At 45.4% G+C, this 20,709-nt stretch carries 17 protein-coding genes; 11 read left to right on the top strand and 6 right to left on the bottom strand.

The window, feature by feature from the left end:
• The first annotated feature begins 409 nt into the window (after window positions 1-409).
• Window positions 410-1,396: a mechanosensitive ion channel family protein gene (locus QT990_RS20360; protein WP_333144692.1), complete on the top strand. Its 987-nt coding sequence runs from the start codon at window positions 410-412 to the stop codon at window positions 1,394-1,396.
• 137 nt (window positions 1,397-1,533) lie between these two features.
• Here the strand turns inward: QT990_RS20360 and purU are convergent, their stop codons facing one another.
• The gene (purU, locus tag QT990_RS20365; protein ID WP_333144691.1) at window positions 1,534-2,388 is read right to left on the bottom strand and encodes a formyltetrahydrofolate deformylase; all 855 of its coding nucleotides are present in this window, start codon (window positions 2,386-2,388) and stop codon (window positions 1,534-1,536) included.
• A gap of 1,032 nt (window positions 2,389-3,420) precedes the next feature.
• A complete protein-coding gene (thrC, locus tag QT990_RS20370; protein WP_445252036.1) occupies window positions 3,421-4,557 on the bottom strand; it encodes a threonine synthase in 1,137 nt (378 codons plus the stop codon).
• Window positions 4,558-4,677: 120 nt separating this feature from the next.
• Between thrC and QT990_RS20375 the strand changes: the two genes are divergently transcribed.
• The 6 genes from QT990_RS20375 to QT990_RS20400 all read left to right on the top strand — a co-directional run bounded on the left by QT990_RS20375 (window position 4,678) and on the right by QT990_RS20400 (window position 11,237).
• Window positions 4,678-4,959 carry a hypothetical protein gene (locus QT990_RS20375; RefSeq protein ID WP_333144689.1) on the top strand — a complete coding sequence of 94 codons (282 nt, stop codon included), beginning with the start codon at window positions 4,678-4,680 and terminating at the stop codon, window positions 4,957-4,959.
• A gap of 257 nt (window positions 4,960-5,216) precedes the next feature.
• Window positions 5,217-6,269: a fatty acid desaturase gene (locus QT990_RS20380; protein WP_333144688.1), complete on the top strand. Its 1,053-nt coding sequence runs from the start codon at window positions 5,217-5,219 to the stop codon at window positions 6,267-6,269.
• Window positions 6,270-6,451: 182 nt separating this feature from the next.
• Window positions 6,452-7,954, top strand: a complete 1,503-nt coding sequence (locus tag QT990_RS20385; protein WP_333144687.1) for an AAA family ATPase — start codon at window positions 6,452-6,454, stop codon at window positions 7,952-7,954.
• A complete protein-coding gene (locus tag QT990_RS20390) occupies window positions 7,954-8,667 on the top strand; it encodes a ParB N-terminal domain-containing protein (protein ID WP_333144686.1) in 714 nt (237 codons plus the stop codon). The genes QT990_RS20385 and QT990_RS20390 overlap by 1 nt, the downstream gene beginning before the upstream one ends.
• A gap of 584 nt (window positions 8,668-9,251) precedes the next feature.
• Window positions 9,252-10,346: a Rho termination factor (modular protein) gene (locus QT990_RS20395; RefSeq protein ID WP_333144685.1), complete on the top strand. Its 1,095-nt coding sequence runs from the start codon at window positions 9,252-9,254 to the stop codon at window positions 10,344-10,346.
• Window positions 10,347-10,499: 153 nt separating this feature from the next.
• Window positions 10,500-11,237: a Uma2 family endonuclease gene (locus QT990_RS20400; protein ID WP_333144693.1), complete on the top strand. Its 738-nt coding sequence runs from the start codon at window positions 10,500-10,502 to the stop codon at window positions 11,235-11,237.
• Between the two features lie 41 nt (window positions 11,238-11,278).
• On the opposite strand, the gene QT990_RS20405 is transcribed toward QT990_RS20400, so the two are convergent.
• The 4 genes from QT990_RS20405 to QT990_RS20420 all read right to left on the bottom strand — a co-directional run bounded on the left by QT990_RS20405 (window position 11,279) and on the right by QT990_RS20420 (window position 15,142).
• Window positions 11,279-11,596, bottom strand: coding sequence for a XisI protein (locus tag QT990_RS20405; RefSeq protein WP_445300662.1), 318 nt, complete (start codon window positions 11,594-11,596; stop codon window positions 11,279-11,281).
• A 4-nt stretch (window positions 11,597-11,600) separates the two neighbouring features.
• The gene (locus QT990_RS20410; RefSeq protein WP_333144684.1) at window positions 11,601-12,017 is read right to left on the bottom strand and encodes an element excision factor XisH family protein; all 417 of its coding nucleotides are present in this window, start codon (window positions 12,015-12,017) and stop codon (window positions 11,601-11,603) included.
• Between the two features lie 90 nt (window positions 12,018-12,107).
• Window positions 12,108-13,658, bottom strand: coding sequence for a phenylacetate--CoA ligase family protein (locus QT990_RS20415; protein WP_333144683.1), 1,551 nt, complete (start codon window positions 13,656-13,658; stop codon window positions 12,108-12,110).
• 224 nt (window positions 13,659-13,882) lie between these two features.
• Window positions 13,883-15,142, bottom strand: coding sequence for a transposase (locus tag QT990_RS20420; protein ID WP_333144682.1), 1,260 nt, complete (start codon window positions 15,140-15,142; stop codon window positions 13,883-13,885).
• A 263-nt stretch (window positions 15,143-15,405) separates the two neighbouring features.
• On the opposite strand from QT990_RS20420, the gene QT990_RS20425 reads away from it, so the two are divergent.
• The 4 genes from QT990_RS20425 (at window position 15,406) to QT990_RS20440 (ending at window position 20,705) form a co-directional block, all read left to right on the top strand.
• Window positions 15,406-17,316, top strand: a complete 1,911-nt coding sequence (locus tag QT990_RS20425; protein WP_333144681.1) for a serine/threonine-protein kinase — start codon at window positions 15,406-15,408, stop codon at window positions 17,314-17,316.
• Between the two features lie 222 nt (window positions 17,317-17,538).
• Window positions 17,539-17,808: a hypothetical protein gene (locus tag QT990_RS20430; protein ID WP_333144680.1), complete on the top strand. Its 270-nt coding sequence runs from the start codon at window positions 17,539-17,541 to the stop codon at window positions 17,806-17,808.
• Between the two features lie 575 nt (window positions 17,809-18,383).
• Window positions 18,384-19,727 carry an EAL domain-containing response regulator gene (locus QT990_RS20435; RefSeq protein WP_333144679.1) on the top strand — a complete coding sequence of 448 codons (1,344 nt, stop codon included), beginning with the start codon at window positions 18,384-18,386 and terminating at the stop codon, window positions 19,725-19,727.
• 312 nt (window positions 19,728-20,039) lie between these two features.
• Window positions 20,040-20,705, top strand: a complete 666-nt coding sequence (locus QT990_RS20440; RefSeq protein ID WP_333144678.1) for a response regulator — start codon at window positions 20,040-20,042, stop codon at window positions 20,703-20,705.
• Window positions 20,706-20,709 lie beyond the last annotated feature (4 nt).

Raw genomic sequence — 20,709 nt, forward strand, 5'->3', positions numbered from 1 at the left:
TGGTTGCCCTATAGATAGGGGGTAGGCACGGGGGCACTACCCCTACAAATTTATCTGAATCATTTAGGATTGCTATATAGCAATCCTAAATCAGTTGTACAAATAAGTAGGGGTAGTGCTACCCCTACTCCCCGTGCCTACCCCCCACGGATCGGGGCAACCACGGGGGGTTTGCCCCTACAAAAATTACACAATTCATACGGATCGGGGCAACCACGGGGGTTTGCCCCTACAAAAATTACACAATTCATTTAGAATTGCTATATATCTCAACCTATAATCTGCATTCAAAATTTTGAGGACTGCCACAAAATCTTCCTCGCGTCCTACCAACCTACAGTCTTTAGATAGAACTTAATCGAGCTAGATTCTACTACTATCGACAACGACTGATAGGCGAGGAAACTTCATGAAGGCAGAGATATCCATAGTCTGGAAAAAGATTCAGAGCATGATCGACGGCTTTATGATCATGCTGCCTAATATTGTGCTGGCGTTAATTGTCTTTGCAATTTTTTACTTTGTGGGTAGGCAAATTAAGAGAGTGGTCAGGCGAGTTACCCGCCACCACCACCAAGCTCGAAATTTGGGGCTGGTGTTAGGACGGTTAGCCCAGAGTGCGATCGTTCTAGTTGGTCTATTTATTTCTCTTTCGATTATAATTCCCACATTTAAAGCTGGGGATTTGATTCAATTGCTAGGAATTAGCGGGGTGGCGATTGGTTTTGCCTTTCGCGATATCTTGCAAAACTTCTTAGCCGGTATCCTAATTCTGTTGACGGAACCGTTCCGAATCGATGACCAGATTGTGTTTAAAAACTTTGAGGGAACGGTAGAAAATATTGAGACGCGCGCTACAACAATCCTCACCTATGATGGTCGCCGGATTGTCATTCCCAATGCCGAATTGTTTACCAATTCGGTGACAGTGAATACCGCTTTCGATAAACGCCGCACGGAATACGATTTTAGTATTGGTTACGGCGACGATATTGATTGCGCCAAGCAGTTAATGCTGGAAGCATTGTACAGCATAAAGGAGGTGTTGAAAGATCCTGCACCCGATGTGCTGGTGCTTGAGCTAGCAGAAAGTACCGTCAAGATCCGCGTTCGGTGGTGGATTGCTCCGCCGCGCCGCATTGACGATATGCGATCGCGCGACAAGGTAATTTGTGCTATTAAAAAAAAGCTTGTGGAAAACGGCATCGATTTGCCTTATCCCACGCGACAAATTTTGTTTCATGACCAAACCGAAGAAACCGATGGCGATCGCTCCCAGCAGCGCGAAGGATGGCCCGCAGGCAAAAGTAATGTTCCGAAACCTCGTCGTATGGGCCGCTCTTTGCGAAAATTTACCCAAGGGCGATCGCAACTTGACGGCAACGGGCAATCTTAACCCCATCACAAGTCATGAAAAATATCAAGTTGAGAAAACTTTGGGATTCGCTGCACTTCGCTCGTGCAACCGGAATTGATATAACTCGCCGAGTGATCCAAGGAGTAACAAACCAGAATTGATATGATGCCTAATTTTCAAGCAAAAACCACAGTCCGATTGCCATAAACTAAAACACGATTTTGTAAATGATATCGCACGGATCTTGCTAAGACAACCCTTTCTAAATCTTTACCTTTGCGAATCAAATCAGAGACTTCATCGCGGTGACTCACGCGCACAACATCTTGTTCGATAATCGGGCCCGCATCTAAATCGGGTGTAACATAGTGGGCTGTTGCACCGATAATTTTTACCCCTCTTTCATAAGCCCTTTCGTAGGGATTTGCACCCACAAACGCGGGTAAAAATGAATGGTGAATATTAATCACATTGGGAAATTTTCTGATAAAGTCTTGACTCAAAATTTGCATATATTTAGCCAAAACTACTAAATCAATCTTATATTTTTTAAGAAGTTCTAACTGTTGTGCTTCTTGAAGAGCTTTATTGTCTTTAGTAATGGGAATATACTCAAAGTCGATACCGTATTGTGCGGCAATGGGCTTTAAATTTTCATGGTTGCTGATTATCAGCGGAATTTCACCTCGGATTTCTTGCGCTCGCTGTCGCCAAATCAAGTCTAATAAACAGTGATCTTGACGGCTTACCCAGATTGCGATGCGTCGAATTTTATGAGAGAAATGCAATTGCCAATTGGCTTGTAAGTCCTTGGCAATTTCACTAAAAGTCGGTGTTATTTGTTCGGTGGTTAAGTCAAAATCATCTAATTGCCATTCTAGCCTGCTCAGAAATAATCCGGCCGTAAAATCTGTATGGTGATCTGCGTGGATGATATTGCCGTTGTGGGAGGCGATAAAATTGGCAAGTAAGGCGACAAGTCCCTTGCGATCGGGACAGGAAATTAACAGGGTTGCTGTAGGGCTAGTCATAATATAATGACAAAAGTGTCTTGCTGAGTTTATTGAGAAAAAAGTGATATCACAGGAGTTTATTGATACTGAGATGTTGCACCATTCTCCATTAGCCTTTTATGAACAGGCAAGATGCCTGTTCCACAAGAAAATTTATATTTTGTGGAACAGGCATCTTGCCTGTTTCGATGGGCTTACGGGCGGGCTCTTCGGCCCAACCCCTACTCCCCACAAAAGATTTTAACTAAGAGTGGAACAGGCCGAAAAGCCTGTTTCTTATATTGGTGCAAGATGTGAATTTAAACTGATATCTTACAACAATATCAATCAAGGACTTTCGCGCGGGGTGGGGGCGGGTTTTTTAGTCTTTTGGTATCCTTGAAAGCTATTGAGTAAGCAGCCCCTTGTATGTTAAAAGAGGTAGATTGCGATTTACTGTTGGGTGGGGGCGGGTTTATTCAGATTGTTGGTAATTGTTAGATATTGTTGGTGAACCCGCCCCTACAGGTTGTTGACCGCCGGTGCAATATCTTAGTTTAATTGACACTCAAGCGGGCTAAAGCCACTGAGATTCTGCTGACAGAATAGCTTTAGTTATTACTAAAGTTTGATTCTCGCTACGGTGGTCAAATACCGTCTACTTAGTCACCCAAATCAAGTTTAGGTTTCTAGCTACTTTTGTCGTTTTAACGTTTTCTGAACCATCACGCTTGCCAAAATGCGGTACGCTCAACAACCTGCTATTGCTTGCCCTTTACTGTCATACTGTCATCAAGCTTGCACTTGACCGTTGTTTCCAGGGGCGGGAATTTCTCGCCTTCTAGGATGTCTCAACACGTAGATGCTCGTTCTTACTCACTTCTCGAACATAATACAATATTTCAACCAAAATAGAAACAAAGAAAAACACGGGGACTGAAGTCCCCGCGTCGCTTACCTCTCAGGGCTGAAGCCGCTGAGTTTCCCGCATCCGGTATGAATTTTTATGAATCACAGAGGACACAAAGAACACAACTGACAACTGACAACTGACAACTGCCAACTAACTTCTTAAAATCCCATCGCCCCAGCTACTGCATCCAAAGTCGGAGCAATGCCGCTTTTAAATTGATTGTTGCTGTGATTAATTGCGGTATCCGGGTCTTTCAAACCGTTACCAGTTAGCACGCAAACCACCGTCGCCCCAGTCGGAACTTGGTCTTTTACCTTCAGCAAACCGGCCACAGAAGCTGCACTCGCCGGTTCGCAGAAAATTCCTTCCTGTGATGCTAACAAACGGTAAGCGTCGAGAATTTCGGCGTCGGTGACTGCTGCAAAACTGCCGCGGCTGGCTTCGGAAGCTGCGATCGCCTGTTTCCAGCTAGCAGGGTTGCCGATCCGAATTGCTGTCGCCAGGGTTTCTGGGTGCGCCACAGCTTGGCCCGTTACCAACGGCGCAGCCCCCGCGGCTTGAAATCCCATCATCTGCGGCAAGCGCGAACATTTTTTGGCTTGGTGGTATTGACAAAAACCCATCCAGTATGCTGTGATGTTTCCCGCATTTCCGACGGGAATGCAGAGCCAGTCTGGGGCGTCGCCTAAAGCGTCCACCACTTCAAAAGCGCCGGTTTTCTGACCTTCCAAGCGGTAAGGATTGACGGAGTTGACCAATGTCACCGGATAATGGACAGCCATTTCGCGGACAATTTCTAAGGCTCGATCGAAATTTCCCCCAATCGAAATTACTTCCGCACCGTAAAGCAAAGCTTGCGCCAGCTTGCCCAAAGCCACGTAACCTTCGGGAATCAACACGAAAGCTCGCATTCCCCCGCGTCTGGCGTAGGCGGCGGCCGAGGCCGAAGTATTGCCGGTACTGGCGCAAATTACAGCTTCGGCACCAGCTTCCTTCGCCTTGGAAATCGCCATTGTCATCCCCCGGTCTTTGAAACTACCAGTGGGGTTGAGGCCGTCGTATTTCACCAAGACGCGCACGTCTCGACCGATGAGAGAGGCGATCGCAGGTGCTGGAATCAGGGGAGTATTGCCCTCTTGGAGGGTCACTACCGGCGTGGTTTCCGTCACCGGCAGGTAGGGGCGATAAGCTTCGATCAAGCCGGGCCAGCCGTAGCGTTTCGGCTCGGCTGCGCGGGCAGCGGAGTTAGCAGCAGAGTTAACAGCAGAGTCAGTAGCAGGTAGAATCAGGGTCACGATGTCAATGGTTTTAGGCAATGGCCAAGGAATTTACACTAATTTTAGCTCGATCGGTTAATTTGATGTTTAATACGATCGGTTCAGGTTAAAGTAACTTAATGGTGTGAATGTGTAGATATGTCTACTCAATTACTAATGTCAAATAATTCATCCACTCTTTCCCGGCCTCAAGTCGCCGCGAGCAACCCCGAAATGGCTAGTTCTTCTACCCTATCGACCAGTTTTGCCCGCAAAGTAGATTTGGTGAAGTGCCCCTACCAAGCCGATCAGCAAGTTAAGTTCCTGCACTTGCAAGCAGAAATCGAATCCTTGCTGCTGGAAGTGCAAAGCCTCAAACAGCAACGCTCGATCGCTGGCTTGCGGGCTCTCGACCCGATTTCTGGCAGCAAGAGCAATTAGCAGACAATAGCGCCTAATGCTAATTGTCCTGCCCCTGTGTTATAAAAACGAATGTTTTGCTACCCGCAGTGTTTTTTGCCAAAAGTGCTAGAAATTCCTAACTGCGGATAGCGATCGCTAGCATTTGCTAAAACGCGCTTGCCTACAGCTCAACTCGTCTGCTGCTTGCTGGCAACGAGCTGACATTTTACTGCGCTTTTTTATGCGCTAATTTTGTTAAGCCATGCTCATGGCATACGGAGAATCGAAATCAATTTATGACAGCATCGATCGAAAAACCACTAAATTTGACATCCGCAAGTGACACCTCCAACCTGCGCCTCAAAGATATTCTCAAAACCCTGCCGCGGGAAGTATTCGTCAAAAACCCCCGCAAAGCTTGGACAAAAGTCATCGTCAACGTTTTGCTAGTTGCTGTCGGTTACTTGGGCTTAGCAGTATCGCCTTGGTATCTACTGCCCCTAATGTGGATTTTCACAGGAACCGGATTAACCGGTTTTTTTGTGATCGGCCACGACTGCGGTCATCGGTCATTTGCTAACCGCCGCTGGGTCAACGATTTAGTCGGACATCTCGCATTTCTGCCGTTAATTTTTCCGTTTCACGCATGGCGGCATGGACACAATTACCACCACAAGCACACCAATAAACTTGGTGAGGATAATGCTTGGCAGCCGATGACAGCAGAAGACTACGCTGCCGCGCCCAAGGCTTTACAAATAGCTTATAGTTTAATATTCGGTCGGATGTGGTGGATTGGCTCGATCGCCCACTGGGCAAAAGTGCACTTCATGTGGTGGCGCTTCAAAGGCCAACAGAAACAAGAACAAGTTCGGTTTTCAGTTTTTGTCGTTTTAATCGGTGCTGCGATCGGATTCCCGCTTTTAATTGCAACCACAGGCATTTGGGGATTTGTCAAATTTTGGTTAGTGCCCTGGCTGGTTTACCATTTCTGGATGAGCACTTTTACGATCGTCCACCACACAGCCCCAGATATTTCCTTTAAAGAACCCGAAGAATGGGACGAAGCCCAAGCGCAACTATCGGGAACAGTTCACTGCGATTATCCCCGCTGGGTAGAGTTTCTGTGCCACGACATTAACGTGCACGTTCCCCACCACCTTTCAACTGCTATTCCCTGGTACAATTTGCGCCTCGCCCACAGCAGCTTAAAGGAAAATTGGCAAGATCATCTCTACGAAACAGAATTTTCTTGGTCTTTAATGAAGCGGATTGCCGACAACTGTCACTTGTACAATCCCGCTGGCGGCTATCAAACATTGCAGGAATTTAACGCTAAAACAAAGTAAGTTTTAAACGCGATAAATGCCAGAAAAACCCGGTTTGTCAAATACAACCGGGTTTTTCGATATTACAATCCGTAGCCTTTGTCAGGGGAGGAATGCGCGCCCTACTGTCAATATCACAATCCCTACCATTATTAAATCAGTCATTCCCAATCTAAAATCTAAAATCTAAAATCTAAAATCGAATGACTTTCAATCCTAATAACTGTCGCAACGAAAGCGAAGTAGAAAGCAAACTCATTGTCAGCTATCTGCTACCCAAACTAGGCTATACGCCCGACACTTGGCACCAAGAAATAGCATTTGGGAATATTCGTCTCGACTTCCTCTCATTTGCCACCCAAGTTATCCCCATAGTCATCGAGACAGACTCACCGATGAGTGTAGTCATGGAGGCTAAACATCCGAAGGAAAATTTAGACCGCCACCGGCGAAAACTAACTCGCTATTTAACAAGTTTGAGCATCCGCTACGGACTAATAACTAACGGTAAAGAAATTAGAATTTACGAAAGAATCGCCGATGATATTGAGCTAGTCTTTAAGTGTGCTGGACAAGACATTGAAAATAGAATTGATGAAATTATCGCTTTAATTGGCAGAGATAGTTTAAATTTTATAAAAAATCCCGATAATCTCAAACTGGAAGATAGTAAAATTAATTGGGTTAGTCCTGAGTTAATGAGCGAAGTCCCAGTACAGCCCAACAATCCCGCCCCCGCAGAACCTGAGCCAAGTCAAATCTCTGAACCACAACAAATACCTGAAAATTATCCAGTTAAGCCTCAAGTTAAATCCGATGTAACCGTTATCCCAACAACTCAAAATACGATGAAAATCATTGCAGTTTACCACAATAAAGGCGGCGTTGGCAAAACTACAACAGTAATCAATTTAGCCGCAGCGCTGAGCAAGAAAGGTAAGAGAGTCTTGGTGATAGACTTAGACAGTCAGGCTAATACAACCTTTGCGACAGGTTTAGTTAAATTTGAGGATGAAGAACAAGACGATTTGAAAGATAATAATATCCTTCAAGTTTTGCAATCAGAAGACTTTTTCTCGATTGCACAAGTAGCTCGCAAGTCTAATTTTTGCCATCCAGAAATAGATGTGGTTCCTTCCCACATTGATTTAATGCAATATGAAATGGAACTCAATCAACTAGATTACAGCCGAATGATTTTAATTCAGAAACTAGCAGAAGTACAGAATAAATATGATATTGTACTGATCGATACGCCGCCATCTTTGAATTTTTATGCTAGAGTTGCCCTAATTGCGGCGGATTATTTAATTATTCCTTCTGACTTAAAACCTTTTGCCAATCAAGGACTGATTAATGTCAAGGACTTTATCAAAAAAGTTAATGGATTCAAAAAACAAATTGGCAAGAAACCACTAGAAGTTTTAGGCGTACTCTCTTGCAAAATTTCAACTAATAGTAAATTTGTACAGTACAGTTTGCCCAAGCGGAGGGAGGCAATTCCCAAACGCTACGGCTTTGAAATCATGGACAGCGTAATTTACGAGAGAGACGATTTAGCAAAGTGTGCAGAACAATTTCAAATCGTGGGAAATATGGAAATCGCCGATCCCATTTCAGTGCTAGACTTTAAGCCAGATTCCATCGCATCTCAAGAATTTGAAATGCTAGCACTCGAAGTTTTGGAAAAAATAGGTAAAAACTAATGAAAAAATTATCTCCGTCACTGGTTGCAGTTAAAAAAATTACATCCGCAGTTCCCCGTTCCAATTTTGCCGAGGCTGATTTGGACAAATTAGCGCGACTGATTTTAGAGTCAGGAGGATTGATTAATCCGATAATTGTCCGCCGAAACGGTATGGATGCTTACGAAATAGTAGACGGAGACTTTGAATACTATGGGGCGGCGAGAGCAAAGGAAATAGAACCTCAAAAAGGCGAGACAATCGGAGCATTTATCCTGGAAGAAGAAAATGAAGAGCTTCTACTGGAACAACTTAAAATTCTCAGAAAAACCGCAATCAATGAGAATCAAAGTGTAAGTGTGGTTCCGCAACAGTCCTCCAGTTTTGAACAGCGACTGACAAATATTGAAACTCGATTGGAAAACAGAATCACGGAATTAAAAGCCGAGTATACGCGGGAAAAACAGGCGCTGATAGAGAGGGTTAAAGATGTTGAAAGCCGGATTCCCAAGCCAGTTCCGCTGTTGGAAGCACTCAACACTCAAGATAAATTCAAATTGGCTACAAATTTGAAAAATGCTGGCATAAAAGCTCAAACAATAGAACAAATCATCAAAGAGCGAGATTTGGAGCACTTTGCATCTTTTGAAAATGTGTTGGAACGCATGAAAGGTAAAGGGTTAGGCGAGAAAACAATGATTAAGCTTATTGACAAGTGGCAAAAATATTTATAAGCTTTCAGCCATCTCAATTGCATTTTTGGGGCGATCAAAGCCCGCCCGACAAAAGTTGAAAAACCCGATATGACTCGGCGGTTGAAACCGATCCTACACAAACTTTCGTCCCTCTCGGTTGAGACTAAAGAATAAGGGCGATATTAAAGGTGGCTTTCGTATAAATCGAAATTGCGATCGCAACTCGCAACGTCAGCCCGATCACCCGGACGGCCAAAAAAAGTAAAGATGAGTAAAGCAGTGTATCATTGGTGTCCCGCAGGCAGTTAAACTCATCACAGTTGCTTTTTTTAGGAATTGCAGTAACTTTTGCCGATCGCCCGGGCTGTCACCGCACAGCCAGCCGCACAGGTACAGCAGCAAAGCGATATCTCCCCCAGATAACCGAGTTCGATCGCAGAGTTGGAAGACTCAGCCCAAGAAACCCTTTAACTTACCACAGTCTGGGTAAGGTGTTTGTCTCGCACCCTACAATTAGAGTTCTTGGGTTAGTCCTGCAGCACTTAAAACGCAGGCTGTAAAGTGCAAATATACATAAACACCTACACACCCGAATTTAATGAGAAAAGAGGAATTGTAACAAGATGGAGCGATCGTCCGATCAAAACCGAATAGTTGAATATTTGCGAATTAAGCCAATTAGTCACAGCCAGATTTACACTTCCCAAATTGCAGTACCAGAGCCTCAGATGGGAGAGATTCCCCGCGAACGCCGCGAAGCTATCAGGAGAAGTCTCATCGAGCAAGGCAGCAACTTGATTCCTTTAATTGTGCGCCCCACTGAAGCTTACAGCAATGAAGAAGAATATGAAGTTGTCTGCGGATCAGATTGGTGTATTCTTGCTAAAGAACTCGGCATCGAGCAAATGTGGGCGTGGGTATTTGAAATGACCGACGAGGAGGTAGCTGTTGCTCAAGCAGAAATGGAACATTTAGCTCCGCAACCGACTCAGAAACCTGCACAAATTGAGACTCTACTGCAACAATTTGAGCTATCATTTCAAAAAAAGGTAGATAGTCTAACAAAACAAATAGAACAATCTGTTAAAAAAAATGAAGAGCTGCTAAAAAAACACGTAAACGCTCTCACTGAGCAGAACTTTGAGCGTAACCAAATAGAACAGATTAAGCATTTGCTCGAACAAGTGGAAAAAGCATTTCATGAAAAGGTAGATAAAATGGCTAAAAAAGTTGAACAATCGAGCAGCAACCGTCCGCCAACCTCTGCTGTTATTTCGGAGGTAAATCTTGCAGGCGCTTTGAGACAGTTGGATGAACTGGAAAAACTGCTGTCAATAAAATTAGAACGCACAGTCCAAACAATTAATCAGTTTGTTTCCGACGCCATTGAAGACGTAGAAAATGACCTGAAAAATCAAATTGAAACGCTCCGTCGCCAACTGGGAGCCGCAGCGACTCACTCAGAAAGACAGCCAGAGGCACCGCCGAAGAAGCAGTCAAAAATGCAGCCGAAGAAGCAGTCGAAAGCACAGCAGAAACCTCAGTTACCGCAGTTGCAGTTAGAGTTGCCGTTTCCGTCCCCGTCCCCAGAGGATGACTACGAAAGTCTTTCGCTGAGACGGTTGAAGGCGATCGGCAAAGACCGGAAAGTGCGGGGCTACGCGCGCATGAAACGACCGGAAATTCTGGCGGCTCTCAGGGAAGCTGACGGTCAATAAAACGATAATTGCTAATAGTTAAAGACTAATTATTCGGTGTTCGATCGCATTTTTGGGCAAAAAGTGCGATCGGGCTTTCAGAATAGTCCTCGGCAGAGATATGAAAAGCTTGCTAAAATAGACACACAACCTCTTACTCCTCACCCAGCAGCCATGTCCGCAACCGCAGAATTAGCTACTACCCAAGAGATACCAGAACAAGAGATACCGGAAAACTTTATCTTTCCTCCCGGCGATTTATACAGTGATGAACATTCCGTAGAAACAGAACTGCACCTGCGACAAATAATCCTACTCCTCCAATGCCTAGAATGGCTGTGGCGAGATAGAAACAATTTCTATGCTGCTGCCAACCTCACCATTTATTACTGTTCCAATCAACTTAAATCCAAGGACTTCCGAGGCTCAGACTTTTTTGTGGTACTCGGAACTGAACGCAAAACTCGGAAAAGCTGGGTAGTTTGGGATGAAGAAGGAAAGTACCCCAATATTATCATTGAAATCCTGTCTCCCAAAACAGCGGATATAGACAAAAACTTTAAAAAACAACTCTATCAAGATACTTTTCGCACTCATGATTACTTTTGGTTTGACCCAGAAACTTTAGAATTAGCTGGGTTTCATTTAGTTGACGGGGAATATGAAGCAATCGCACCGAACGAATTCGGGCATCTGCGGAGTCAACAACTCGATTTGAGTCTCGGAATTTGTGGCGGAAAATTGCGTTTCTTTACAGCAGAAGGAGAGCTTGTCCCGACTCCTCAAGAATTTGCAGAATGCGAGACTCAACGGGCCGACGAAGAGGCTCAACGAGCAGGACAAGAAGCTCAACGAGCCGATCGTCTGACCGCGAAACTGCGAGAATTAAATATTGATCCCGATACAATTTAGCGATCGTCCTTTCATTCAATTTTCCTGTATTGTAAGCTGGTTTAGGCGATCGCATATCCCGTATGTTGCCGAACATGATAGGGATGAAACCCTAAAACTATCTTGTCTTTAGGCACTCCTAATTCTACAAGTTCTGGGGTAATTCCCGTTTCTATACCATCTTGTTGAATCCAAATTTGGCCGTCCCTAATTTCCACATGAACGATACACCCGTGAATTCTTTGAGGCCCTTGCCAACCTTCGTGGATCAGTAAAAAATTGTTTTGTTCGCGGTCAACAATAACGCTGCTTTTAATTTCTCCGTTGCCGTAAGAAATCTGGGCATAACTATCTAAAACATTGCGACAATTTGGCGATATTCATCTAGTCTATCCATCTGACAATTGTCTCGTTTAATGAATCAAAAACTATTAGTTTAAATCTCTTGTTCTCTAACAAAATCTGCCCGATAGGTTCAGAAAAGATTTCTGCATAAACTTCTGCACGAATTGCCAGATATATGATCCGTTCTGGTTCCGAAAGCTCTAGGATATCTTCGTAGACAATATACTGTCCAACAGCTTCTTCTAAGTCATGAACGGGTGAAACACTCACGAAACTTTTTAATTTTACAGCAATTTTGCGACCTTGCTTTTCGGCAGCAAATAGTTTCTCTGCACCCAAATCGACGTTGAGAGTTCGTTTGCCAATTTTTAAGGGTAGCGGATCGTTTGTTATCGTCCACCCGTCCTTTTCCAGGGCTGTTCTAACATTATTGTGGTAGATGTCTTTTGCTGGCATATTCTATTCTAAGCTGAACCATCAAATGTCACCCTAATTATAGAATAACACAAGACTTTTGAAAACTGATAAATCATCTATTCAAACTACTTATTGCCGCGTGTATCTGTGCTTCACCCCAATCGGAAAATACTCCGCATCACCCGTCTCCGTTAATGTCACCACAGGTAACTGATATTCGGGCGGCACATAATTAGCAAATTCGCTGTTAAGCCGCCGCAATTGCGCGAGAATTGAAGATGCGATCGCCTGTTTCATCTCCTCGTCGCCCTCCACACCCGCTGCTAATTCCACAACCACCGATAAAAACCGATTTTGATCCGAATCCTCCTTGACTTGCAGCACAAATTTTCCCGTCACCCATTCCCGGATGGTGGGAACTTCTAAACCTACGGTGACATTTTCCGGGTAAATGTTAGCACCGAAGTAGGAAACGGTAAAGTGCGTTAGCGAAGCCATCGAAGAGGATCGCCCAAATACATAGACAAAGGGCAAGCAGCGAATTCCTCTGGGGAAATCAGAAACTTTCATACCGGCTGCTTGCTGCAAACTTGCCACAGGGTTAAATCCCCATTCAGCCAAAAAATTGAGCATTGCTTCGTAAGAAATTAAACCGCCATTATCGGAGATGTGATAGCGTATTAGCGGGATACCGTTGTCGCCCGAAAATAACAGGGTGCCGTCATTATTCACTTCAAAAAAGCGGCTTTTCGGATCGTACTGCACCAGCGTTGGCAACCGTGATTCCCCGAATAAATTTCGTGCTGCTTCGGGATTGTTTGCTAAAAAGCGACGGATGCAAATGCTCAGCGGTGTCTCGTTGCCTAAAACGCCCGCATCCGCAGTACCGTAAAGGCTCGCAGAGTTGTAATATAGATTGTCAGAATTAGTGCGATCGCTCACCAAACTCCGCCATTCCTCGCTAAACACTTCCCCCGCAAACACCATCTTAATTCGATATTTTTGCCACTCCACACCCCCAGCAATTCCGCTATCAATCACATCCTTGATAAACGGCGGATATCCCAACAAAACTACTTGCTCAAAATGCTCCCCCAGTTCCTGCACAACTCGAAATATTTCAGTCTTATTATTCCCAGGCGTCACAACTGTAACGGGATAGCCCTTACTCGCTAGATAGCGGCAGCAATTTGCCGTGTACATTCCGCCTACCCAAGTTCCCAACGCAAAGCAAATCACAGCTAAAGTTGAGCGAGTGTCGGCGTAAAAACTGTCGTGAAATATTTGTTCAAAACGAGCAGCAATTTGCAACTCGTCGCTGATAAAACGCGGCCAAAAGGTCGGGTTTCCTGTCGAACCAGATGAAACAGCAATGAAATCGCAAGTTTCTAATTTGCCCTGGTAGCACAACTGAGGTAGCGGGTGACAGCGTAAATAATTCTCTTTGGTAATTAGCGGCAATTTTTGGAAGTCTTCAAAGGTTTGAATTGAGGCGGGATTGATGTTAAGTTCAGCTAGGAAAGTCTGGTAAGCTGGTACTGTGGCAGCGACTTTTTGAAAAAGCGCGATCGCCCCGGATTCGGCAACTCGATTCTGCTGGTGTTGCAATCGTTCCTCAAGCGGCGCCCTCAAAAACTCTTCAAACGCCCCAATTGCTCGCTGACGCTGTTCTGGCTGCATGATTTGCTCCTTAAAATGGGTATTTTGCACCTCGATCGCTCAAAATTCAATTAGTAGCGCTAACACCCGATCGCACATTGGGCTGGACGCTAAAAATTTGAACACATTTTGAGGTCGATCGAAAAAATGGCGCAGTAGATAAACTTCCATAGCACGAAACCGCTGTTTTCACAGTGACATCCTCCTGCACCAAATCAAAGATTATGGTGTAGGCTTCCCAAGAATCACTTCCTAGGTTTCCTGGTTGCTTTCTTGCGAGATTTCGCCACTTGCCTAGACTGAGTTGCCTCAGTCCCCGGTAGATCGGCTGCACAGGCGCTTTCGATTCCCGTCTGTCCAACGGTACTAATGAGGCATATTCCTCGGTTTCTAATATTCTGACCTGCTGCCACATCTCTATTCGTTGTGTATCCACAGTGAGGACAGCTATGAACTCTAACACTCAGGTCTTTTTTGACGAACCCGCCACACTCAGGACATTCTTGAGAAGTCCCTCTAGCATCAACTTCGGCAAAGAATTTCCCACGCTTCCAGCACACATACTTAACGATGGTTCTGAATTGTCCAAAAGCAGCGTCAAGCATATGCTTCCCAAACATCCCTTTGGCACTGATGCGGTAATCCAAGTCTTCCATGAAAACCATATCACCAACATCACAAAGGGCATGGGCTTGCTTGAAGTGGAAGTCTTTCCTCGTGTTGTCAATTTGATGGTGAAGTCGGGCAACTTTAAGGCGTTGTTTTTCGTAGTTTTTAGACCGCTTACTTTTTCTCTTCAGTCTGCGTTGCAGCACTTTCAGCCTACCTTGCAGACTTTTAAAGAACTTTGGCGGTTTTACAAGAACACCGTCACTTGTTGCCAAAAATTTCTCCAACCCAATATCAACTCCAATGGGATGACCGTAGGGTGTTGGGTCGGGAACGTTGACATCACATTGCAGCGAAATAGATGCGTACCATTTATCGGCTTTCCTCAAGATTCGCACTTGTTTGACCACAAACCCTGTCGGGATAGGTCGATGCAAGTTGATGGGAATCGCCCCAGTCTTGGGCAGTTTAATGTGCAAATTCGTCACCGGATTCTCTTTAAATTGAGGAAACAGCAACGACTTAAACTGCCCATACTTCTTGAATCTGGGGAAGCCGAACCCTCTCTCCTGGAAATATTCCCACCCTCTATGCAACTGCTTAATAGCTTGCTGGAGAACTTGAGAAGGAACCTCACTCAACTTGGGAAATTCTTTCTTAGCTTTCGGCAAGTTGTTAAGCTGTTGAATTTCGCCTGGGAACTTCAGCTCCGAAGAAATGATGTACTCTTTCTCCAGAGAGCATCTGTCAATCGGACACTTACGACTGTCACACCAATCTTTTATCTCTCTCAGTGCATAGTTAAATGCGCCTCGACAGATTTCCATCCACTCAATGAGTTGTTGCTCTTGAGCGGAGTCTGGATAGATTCGGTAGCGGTGTGTAAGTGTCAGCATTCCAGTATTATAAAGTGTTTACTGGTGAGTCGTGTAGCGTTAAATGTTAATTTAAGGGATATCGAGTCCCATAAAATTAACTTGGGGGAGTCCATGTATCCCACATCAAATCAGAGATTATGGTGTGGGTCTTATAGCTCACCCCCTACTCCCCCAACCCCCACGAAAAAATAAACACTCACACACTATGGCAAGATTAATTCAGCGATCGCCCAAAACTCCCAGTCTCAGTCAAGCGTGAAAATCCGACGCAGCAAGTTCCCATGAACAATCCCATCTACCCCGGCATAACTCTCAACAACCACTACCGAATCGTCCGCGAATTGGGACACGGAGGCTTCGGGCGCACCTACCTCGCTGAAGACGCCCACCGATTTAACGAACCCTGCGTTTTAAAAGAATTTGCGCCCCAAGTACACGGAAGTTACGCTTTACAAAAATCCGAGGAACTGTTCGAGCGGGAAGCGGGAGTGCTCTACAAGCTGCAACACAATCAAATCCCGCGCTTTCGCGAACTCTTCCGCGTCAGTATCAGCGATCGAGGCTACCTATTTCTCGTCCAAGACTACGTGCCCGGCCAAACCTACCGCTTTCTGCTCGACGCCCGCAAGCGTCAGGGTTTGCGGTTCATAGAAGCAGAAATCAATCAATTGCTGCTGCAGATTTTGCCCCTGCTCGAATACATTCACTCTTTGGGAGTGATTCACCGCGACATCTCCCCGGACAACCTGATTCTGCGGAGTTCTGACGGGATGCCCGTGCTCATCGACTTTGGCGGAGTAAAACAAGTCGCCGCCACCGTAGAGTCTCTTTTCGCTGAGGCTAACGGCACTCCCGCCCCCGCGACTCGCATCGGCAAGCTCGGCTATGCTCCCGTCGAACAGATGCAGATGGGCATCGTCTCTCCCCACAGCGATTTGTACGCTCTGGCGGCCACGGTTTTGGTGTTGCTGACGGGGAAGGAACCCCATCAGTTGCTCGACAGCCAGACGCTGAATTGGAACTGGCGGGCGGAATGTTCTCTGTCTCCGAATTTGTCCCTGGTGCTGGATAAAATGCTTGCTCAACAGCCGAGCCAGCGTTACTCCTCGGCTCGCGAGGTAATGCTCGCTCTCTCCGGCAATCCGCCTTTACAGCCTTTGCCGCCAGCCCCGCAGCCAGGGTATTTTGCGCCCACGCAGCCGCCGGATCTCTCGCCTATACCCGTACCCGCCCCCACGCCAAAACTGCCGGGAACTCCGGTGCGAGTTGCTGCTATTGGCCATCAGCAAAAGATGCCTGCTTGGAAAATGGTTTTGTTCGTGGTGGCGGTGCTCTCAAGTATGGGGGGAGTTGGCTGGTTTGCGGGCAATTCTTTGTTAAATCTGCAATCAAAAGTGCAGAAAGTTCCCCAGCCTTCAAGCCCGAAGCAGCAGCAAGAAGATGCTTTGCAAGATCGCTTTGTCAAGCTCAAAATTGACGATCGATTTTATAACGGTTACGTCAACCTTGTGGACGAGACTTTCTATGCCAAATACCCGGAATTGGGGGGACGATTGTTAAAAGAAGGCGAGGAAGATCGCCAATGGCGCGAAAGGTGGCAGAAAATCGGCGACGAGTTGCTCGACAAGCTGGAAAATCTCAGCAGCGACGCTAGAGCGCGGTTGGGCACTTACGACACCACTGATATCGATCGCTGGAAAACTGAGGTTAACAAGCTGAATTTGAGCAGTCGGGCTTTGTACGATTTGGCTGATGCTAGGTTTTTTTATTGGTTTCCACAACAGCCGCGCGATCGCAATATCATCGGTTTGCCGATCGGACAAATTTGGCAAGCAATTACCGCCGACGAACTCGAAGCCTTACAAGCTGGAGCAACTGTCGAAAGCGTTGAATTTGACCGCCTATCGAACAGCAAACGCCTCACAGGCAATCTCAAACCCGGAGAAGGGAAAGCTTACATTGCCAGGTTCGCTCTCAATCAAACTTTGCGCGTGAATTTGCAAGCACCGCGCAAATCTACTCTACTGTCAATTTATACTCCGGGGCGGACAAAGGGCGCGCGAGCTTTGCTGGAAGATGCAGAGGGGCTTAGTTGGTCTGGATTGCTGGATGATACGGGTTTTTATGAATTCGTGGTAGTTTCTCAAGCATCTGAGCCGATCGCTTACCAGTTGAATCTGACCGCCGAATAACTGCTATTGACAATCAAGCATCCAGGATACAAGCCCCCGCATTCATCCGTCCAGAAATAAAAAACCTGTATCCGATAAAGGAGCCCCCGAATTTATCCGTGGGGTCGCCTCTAAAATCTAAAATCTAAAATCTAAAATCTAAAATCGATTGACGCTCTCTATCCACCCGCGTAATAATAAGGTAATACCGATCAGGTAAGTTTTCCTGTTCAAACAAAGAATATGCTGAGATTCGCGATCGTAGCTTTAGTGACTTTTGGATTAGTATTAGTGACTGCACTAGGTTTACATCCGGCCAATGCGACAGTCAGCACTCCCGAATTTTATGCTTGGAACTTTGCCTCTGTAGGCAGTAGCGAGCTGGTTTGTAAAAAGACCGTGGTAGTTCCGCAAGACCAGATAATTCCGTCATCATCCATGCACGCTGTCAGTATCACTTCTGCAATTGTAGATGAAAAGTTTTGCGCGAATTCCACTAAGCCTGTAAATTAAGGCCGTGGATAATAGGATTTCGGGTTAGAGAACCATAATTAAGTTCTCCGTTAGTCGATTTTAGATGTTAGATTTACTTCACAGATGAATCTGGCAGGTTGAACCTTAATCTAAAATTTTTCTTTCTCCAGGACTGTTGTCTGAAAGCAAGTATCCTTTTTTGGATGAATCAGAACGCAGCGTCCTGATTCATCCATTGAGCGAAAACTCTAATTGTCAGTAAAAACACGGACTAATTATGAACAATTAACCGGACATTATATAAGTGATAGCCTGAGTAATTTCCCCCCTCGGCGCATTGAAACTCTTGGCTATTTTCTTTTATGAGAAATATTGGGTCTTTTGTAATAAAAGTTTATCAAACGAGTCGGGCGCAGCAGTTTTCGGCTCTTGAAAGAGAGCGAAATCTTCCCAATTTGGGCAGTTCTTTGATTGTGACTTAACAACCGAGGGGAAATATTCAGCCATTTGGCTAATGGTTTATTGGCTAATTAGCTGAATCATTAATTTGCTAGTTTGAGTATGCTAGAGTTAGTCAGGTTCAGATATATAGTGGCATCTGTTATCTAATTATCATGCTCAAAATTTTGGTGATTGAAGACGACGAATTAATCCGGGAAACTCTTCTGCAACTCCTGGAATCTCACAGCTACCGGGTCATTGCGGCCGAAAACGGTCGAGCTGGGGTGCAGATGGCACTTTCGGAGATACCGGATTTAATTTTGTGCGACGTGCAGATGCCGGAACTAGACGGTTATGACGTGTTGCGGACGCTGCGGCAAAACTCGCTAGCTGCAACAATTCCATTTATTTTCCTCACGGCTCAAAGTGACAAAACCGATTTTCGTCGGGGGATGGAATTGGGGGCCGACGATTACCTGACAAAGCCGTTTACCAAGGCTGAATTGCTGGGAGCCATTGCTTCTCGCGTCTTGAAGCGGCAAACTATTACTCAACCGCTGACAGTCGCGCTTCACCAAGCAGAAGCCAGACTCAAAGATTTAGTTAACGACTCCACCAAGGTTACAACCCTCTCTCCTGAAAAGTTTGCTCTCGAAGCTTTGCTGCGCCACGCTTTGGAACAAGGTGAGTTTCAGGTATACTATCAGCCGCAGGTGAATATTGCTACCGGCCAAGTTATCGGCGCGGAAGCTTTAGTGCGCTGGCAAAATCCCGATCGAGGTATAATTTCTCCCTGCGAATTTATTCCCTTAGCAGAAGAAACAGGTTTAATTATTCAGATTGGCGAGTGGGTACTGCTTTCAGCTTGCGCTCAAGCCGCTAGTTGGCTGGCGGCGGGGTTTTCGCCCTTTACAATATCAGTAAACTTGTCGGCCCGGCAGTTGTCCGACCCGGAACTCAAGGCGCGAATAGTGCAAATATTGGAAACTACAGGCTTGGAGCCTGCGAATTTAGAATTAGAAATGACCGAAAGCGCTTTGGTGGAAAATGCGACAGTAGCAGGCGCTACTTTAAACGAACTAAAAGCTCTAGGAATTCGGATTGCTATTGACGACTTCGGCACCGGTTACGCTACTTTAGGATATCTCAAGCAATTTGCTTTTGACAGCTTAAAGATCGATCGAATTTTCGTCCGTAATGCCAACGAAGATACTCAAAATGCTGCTATTACTACAGCAGTAATTTTACTGGGTCACAGTTTGAATATGACTGTAATTGCTGAGGGAGTGGAAACAGAAGCAGAACTAGATTTTTTGAAACAACATCAGTGCGATATCATACAGGGGTATCTGTTCAGTCGCCCCGAACCAGCAGCGATAATTGAAAGTATGTTGGTTGCCGACCCTAGTTTGTTCGCGCCGCCCCCAGCAGCACCTAGTCGCGTTGTCCCTTTTGTACCTGTGTCCGAACCAGAAAAATCTAAAAACCTTTCAATGTCGCGTCTAGGAATAGTGTAAGTGTCACCAATATTTCTGTATAATAGAAAAAAATTCTTTCTTTTACGTTCTATTTTCTGCATAAAAGTTGACGCTACCTCCTAAAAAGTTGTAGCTTTTGATGATAGGCGAATCAAAGAAAGTATTGTTCCCCATATTGCTCTACTGCTTCCCCTTTTAGGCGCTAGGCGCCCCTAATTGGAATATTTGAGAAAGTGTGGCGTCTTGAAATTGCGAGCCTTTATCAAGTGGCAGGAGGTAAACTCAATTAAGTTCCTACTTTGGGACTGGCAGTTTCAAAAACTGTCCAACTGGAATTGGTGCAAGCCTGTCATGGAAAGAATATTAGTGGTGGACGACGAAGCAGACTGTCAAACAGTCTTAGCAATGTACCTGGAAAGTCAAGGATATCGGGTGGAATGCGCTAATTCAGGGGTTGAGGCGCTCTCGATTTTTGAAAATGCCCCCCCAGATTTGGTAATTTCAGATGTCATGATGCCGGAAATGGACGGGTTTGAGTTTTGTCGCCGTTTGCGAACTACCCGTTTGGGACAGTTAGTCCCCTTTATATTTTTGTCGGGTCAAGGCGAGTTGGAGTCAAAAGTTGAAGGTCATTCGATCGGCGGTGACGATTATCTGGTAAAACCTTTTCAGTCTGAAGAAATCTTAGCTAAGGTAAAGGCGCAGTTAGAGCGCTCTCACCGCATTCACGCCGAAATTGTCCGACTGCTTCAAACTTCTAGCGGTAGGGCGGTGGAACCACCATTGGTGGCAGTATTGCCAGCACCTGCACCTTTGCCTTTAACACCAGCCGAGGAAAGAGTTTTTTGGGAAGTGATCCAGGGTTATACTAACAAACAAATTAGCGATCGGCTGTTTATTAGCCCCCGGACTGTGCAAGCTCATTTAGGCAGCATTTTCAGCAAATTACAGTTAGATAATCGTGCCCAGCTTGTGAGATTTGCCCTAGAAAGAGGATACAAACCACCTCAAACTTAGCTCG

The sequence above is a fragment of the Microcoleus sp. T3_B1 genome (genome assembly GCF_036700445.1).
GTDB lineage: Bacteria > Cyanobacteriota > Cyanobacteriia > Cyanobacteriales > Microcoleaceae > Microcoleus.

Coding starts and splice junctions, on each gene's coding strand:
- QT990_RS20360 (WP_333144692.1), top strand. CDS start 410: ATGAAGGCAGAGATATCCATAGTCTGGAAAAAGATTCAGAGCATGATC.
- purU (WP_333144691.1), bottom strand. CDS start 2,388: ATGACTAGCCCTACAGCAACCCTGTTAATTTCCTGTCCCGATCGCAAG.
- QT990_RS20375 (WP_333144689.1), top strand. CDS start 4,678: ATGTCTACTCAATTACTAATGTCAAATAATTCATCCACTCTTTCCCGG.
- QT990_RS20380 (WP_333144688.1), top strand. CDS start 5,217: ATGACAGCATCGATCGAAAAACCACTAAATTTGACATCCGCAAGTGAC.
- QT990_RS20385 (WP_333144687.1), top strand. CDS start 6,452: ATGACTTTCAATCCTAATAACTGTCGCAACGAAAGCGAAGTAGAAAGC.
- QT990_RS20390 (WP_333144686.1), top strand. CDS start 7,954: ATGAAAAAATTATCTCCGTCACTGGTTGCAGTTAAAAAAATTACATCC.
- QT990_RS20395 (WP_333144685.1), top strand. CDS start 9,252: ATGGAGCGATCGTCCGATCAAAACCGAATAGTTGAATATTTGCGAATT.
- QT990_RS20400 (WP_333144693.1), top strand. CDS start 10,500: ATGTCCGCAACCGCAGAATTAGCTACTACCCAAGAGATACCAGAACAA.
- QT990_RS20410 (WP_333144684.1), bottom strand. CDS start 12,017: ATGCCAGCAAAAGACATCTACCACAATAATGTTAGAACAGCCCTGGAA.
- QT990_RS20415 (WP_333144683.1), bottom strand. CDS start 13,658: ATGCAGCCAGAACAGCGTCAGCGAGCAATTGGGGCGTTTGAAGAGTTT.
- QT990_RS20420 (WP_333144682.1), bottom strand. CDS start 15,142: ATGCTGACACTTACACACCGCTACCGAATCTATCCAGACTCCGCTCAA.
- QT990_RS20425 (WP_333144681.1), top strand. CDS start 15,406: ATGAACAATCCCATCTACCCCGGCATAACTCTCAACAACCACTACCGA.
- QT990_RS20430 (WP_333144680.1), top strand. CDS start 17,539: ATGCTGAGATTCGCGATCGTAGCTTTAGTGACTTTTGGATTAGTATTA.
- QT990_RS20435 (WP_333144679.1), top strand. CDS start 18,384: ATGCTCAAAATTTTGGTGATTGAAGACGACGAATTAATCCGGGAAACT.
- QT990_RS20440 (WP_333144678.1), top strand. CDS start 20,040: ATGGAAAGAATATTAGTGGTGGACGACGAAGCAGACTGTCAAACAGTC.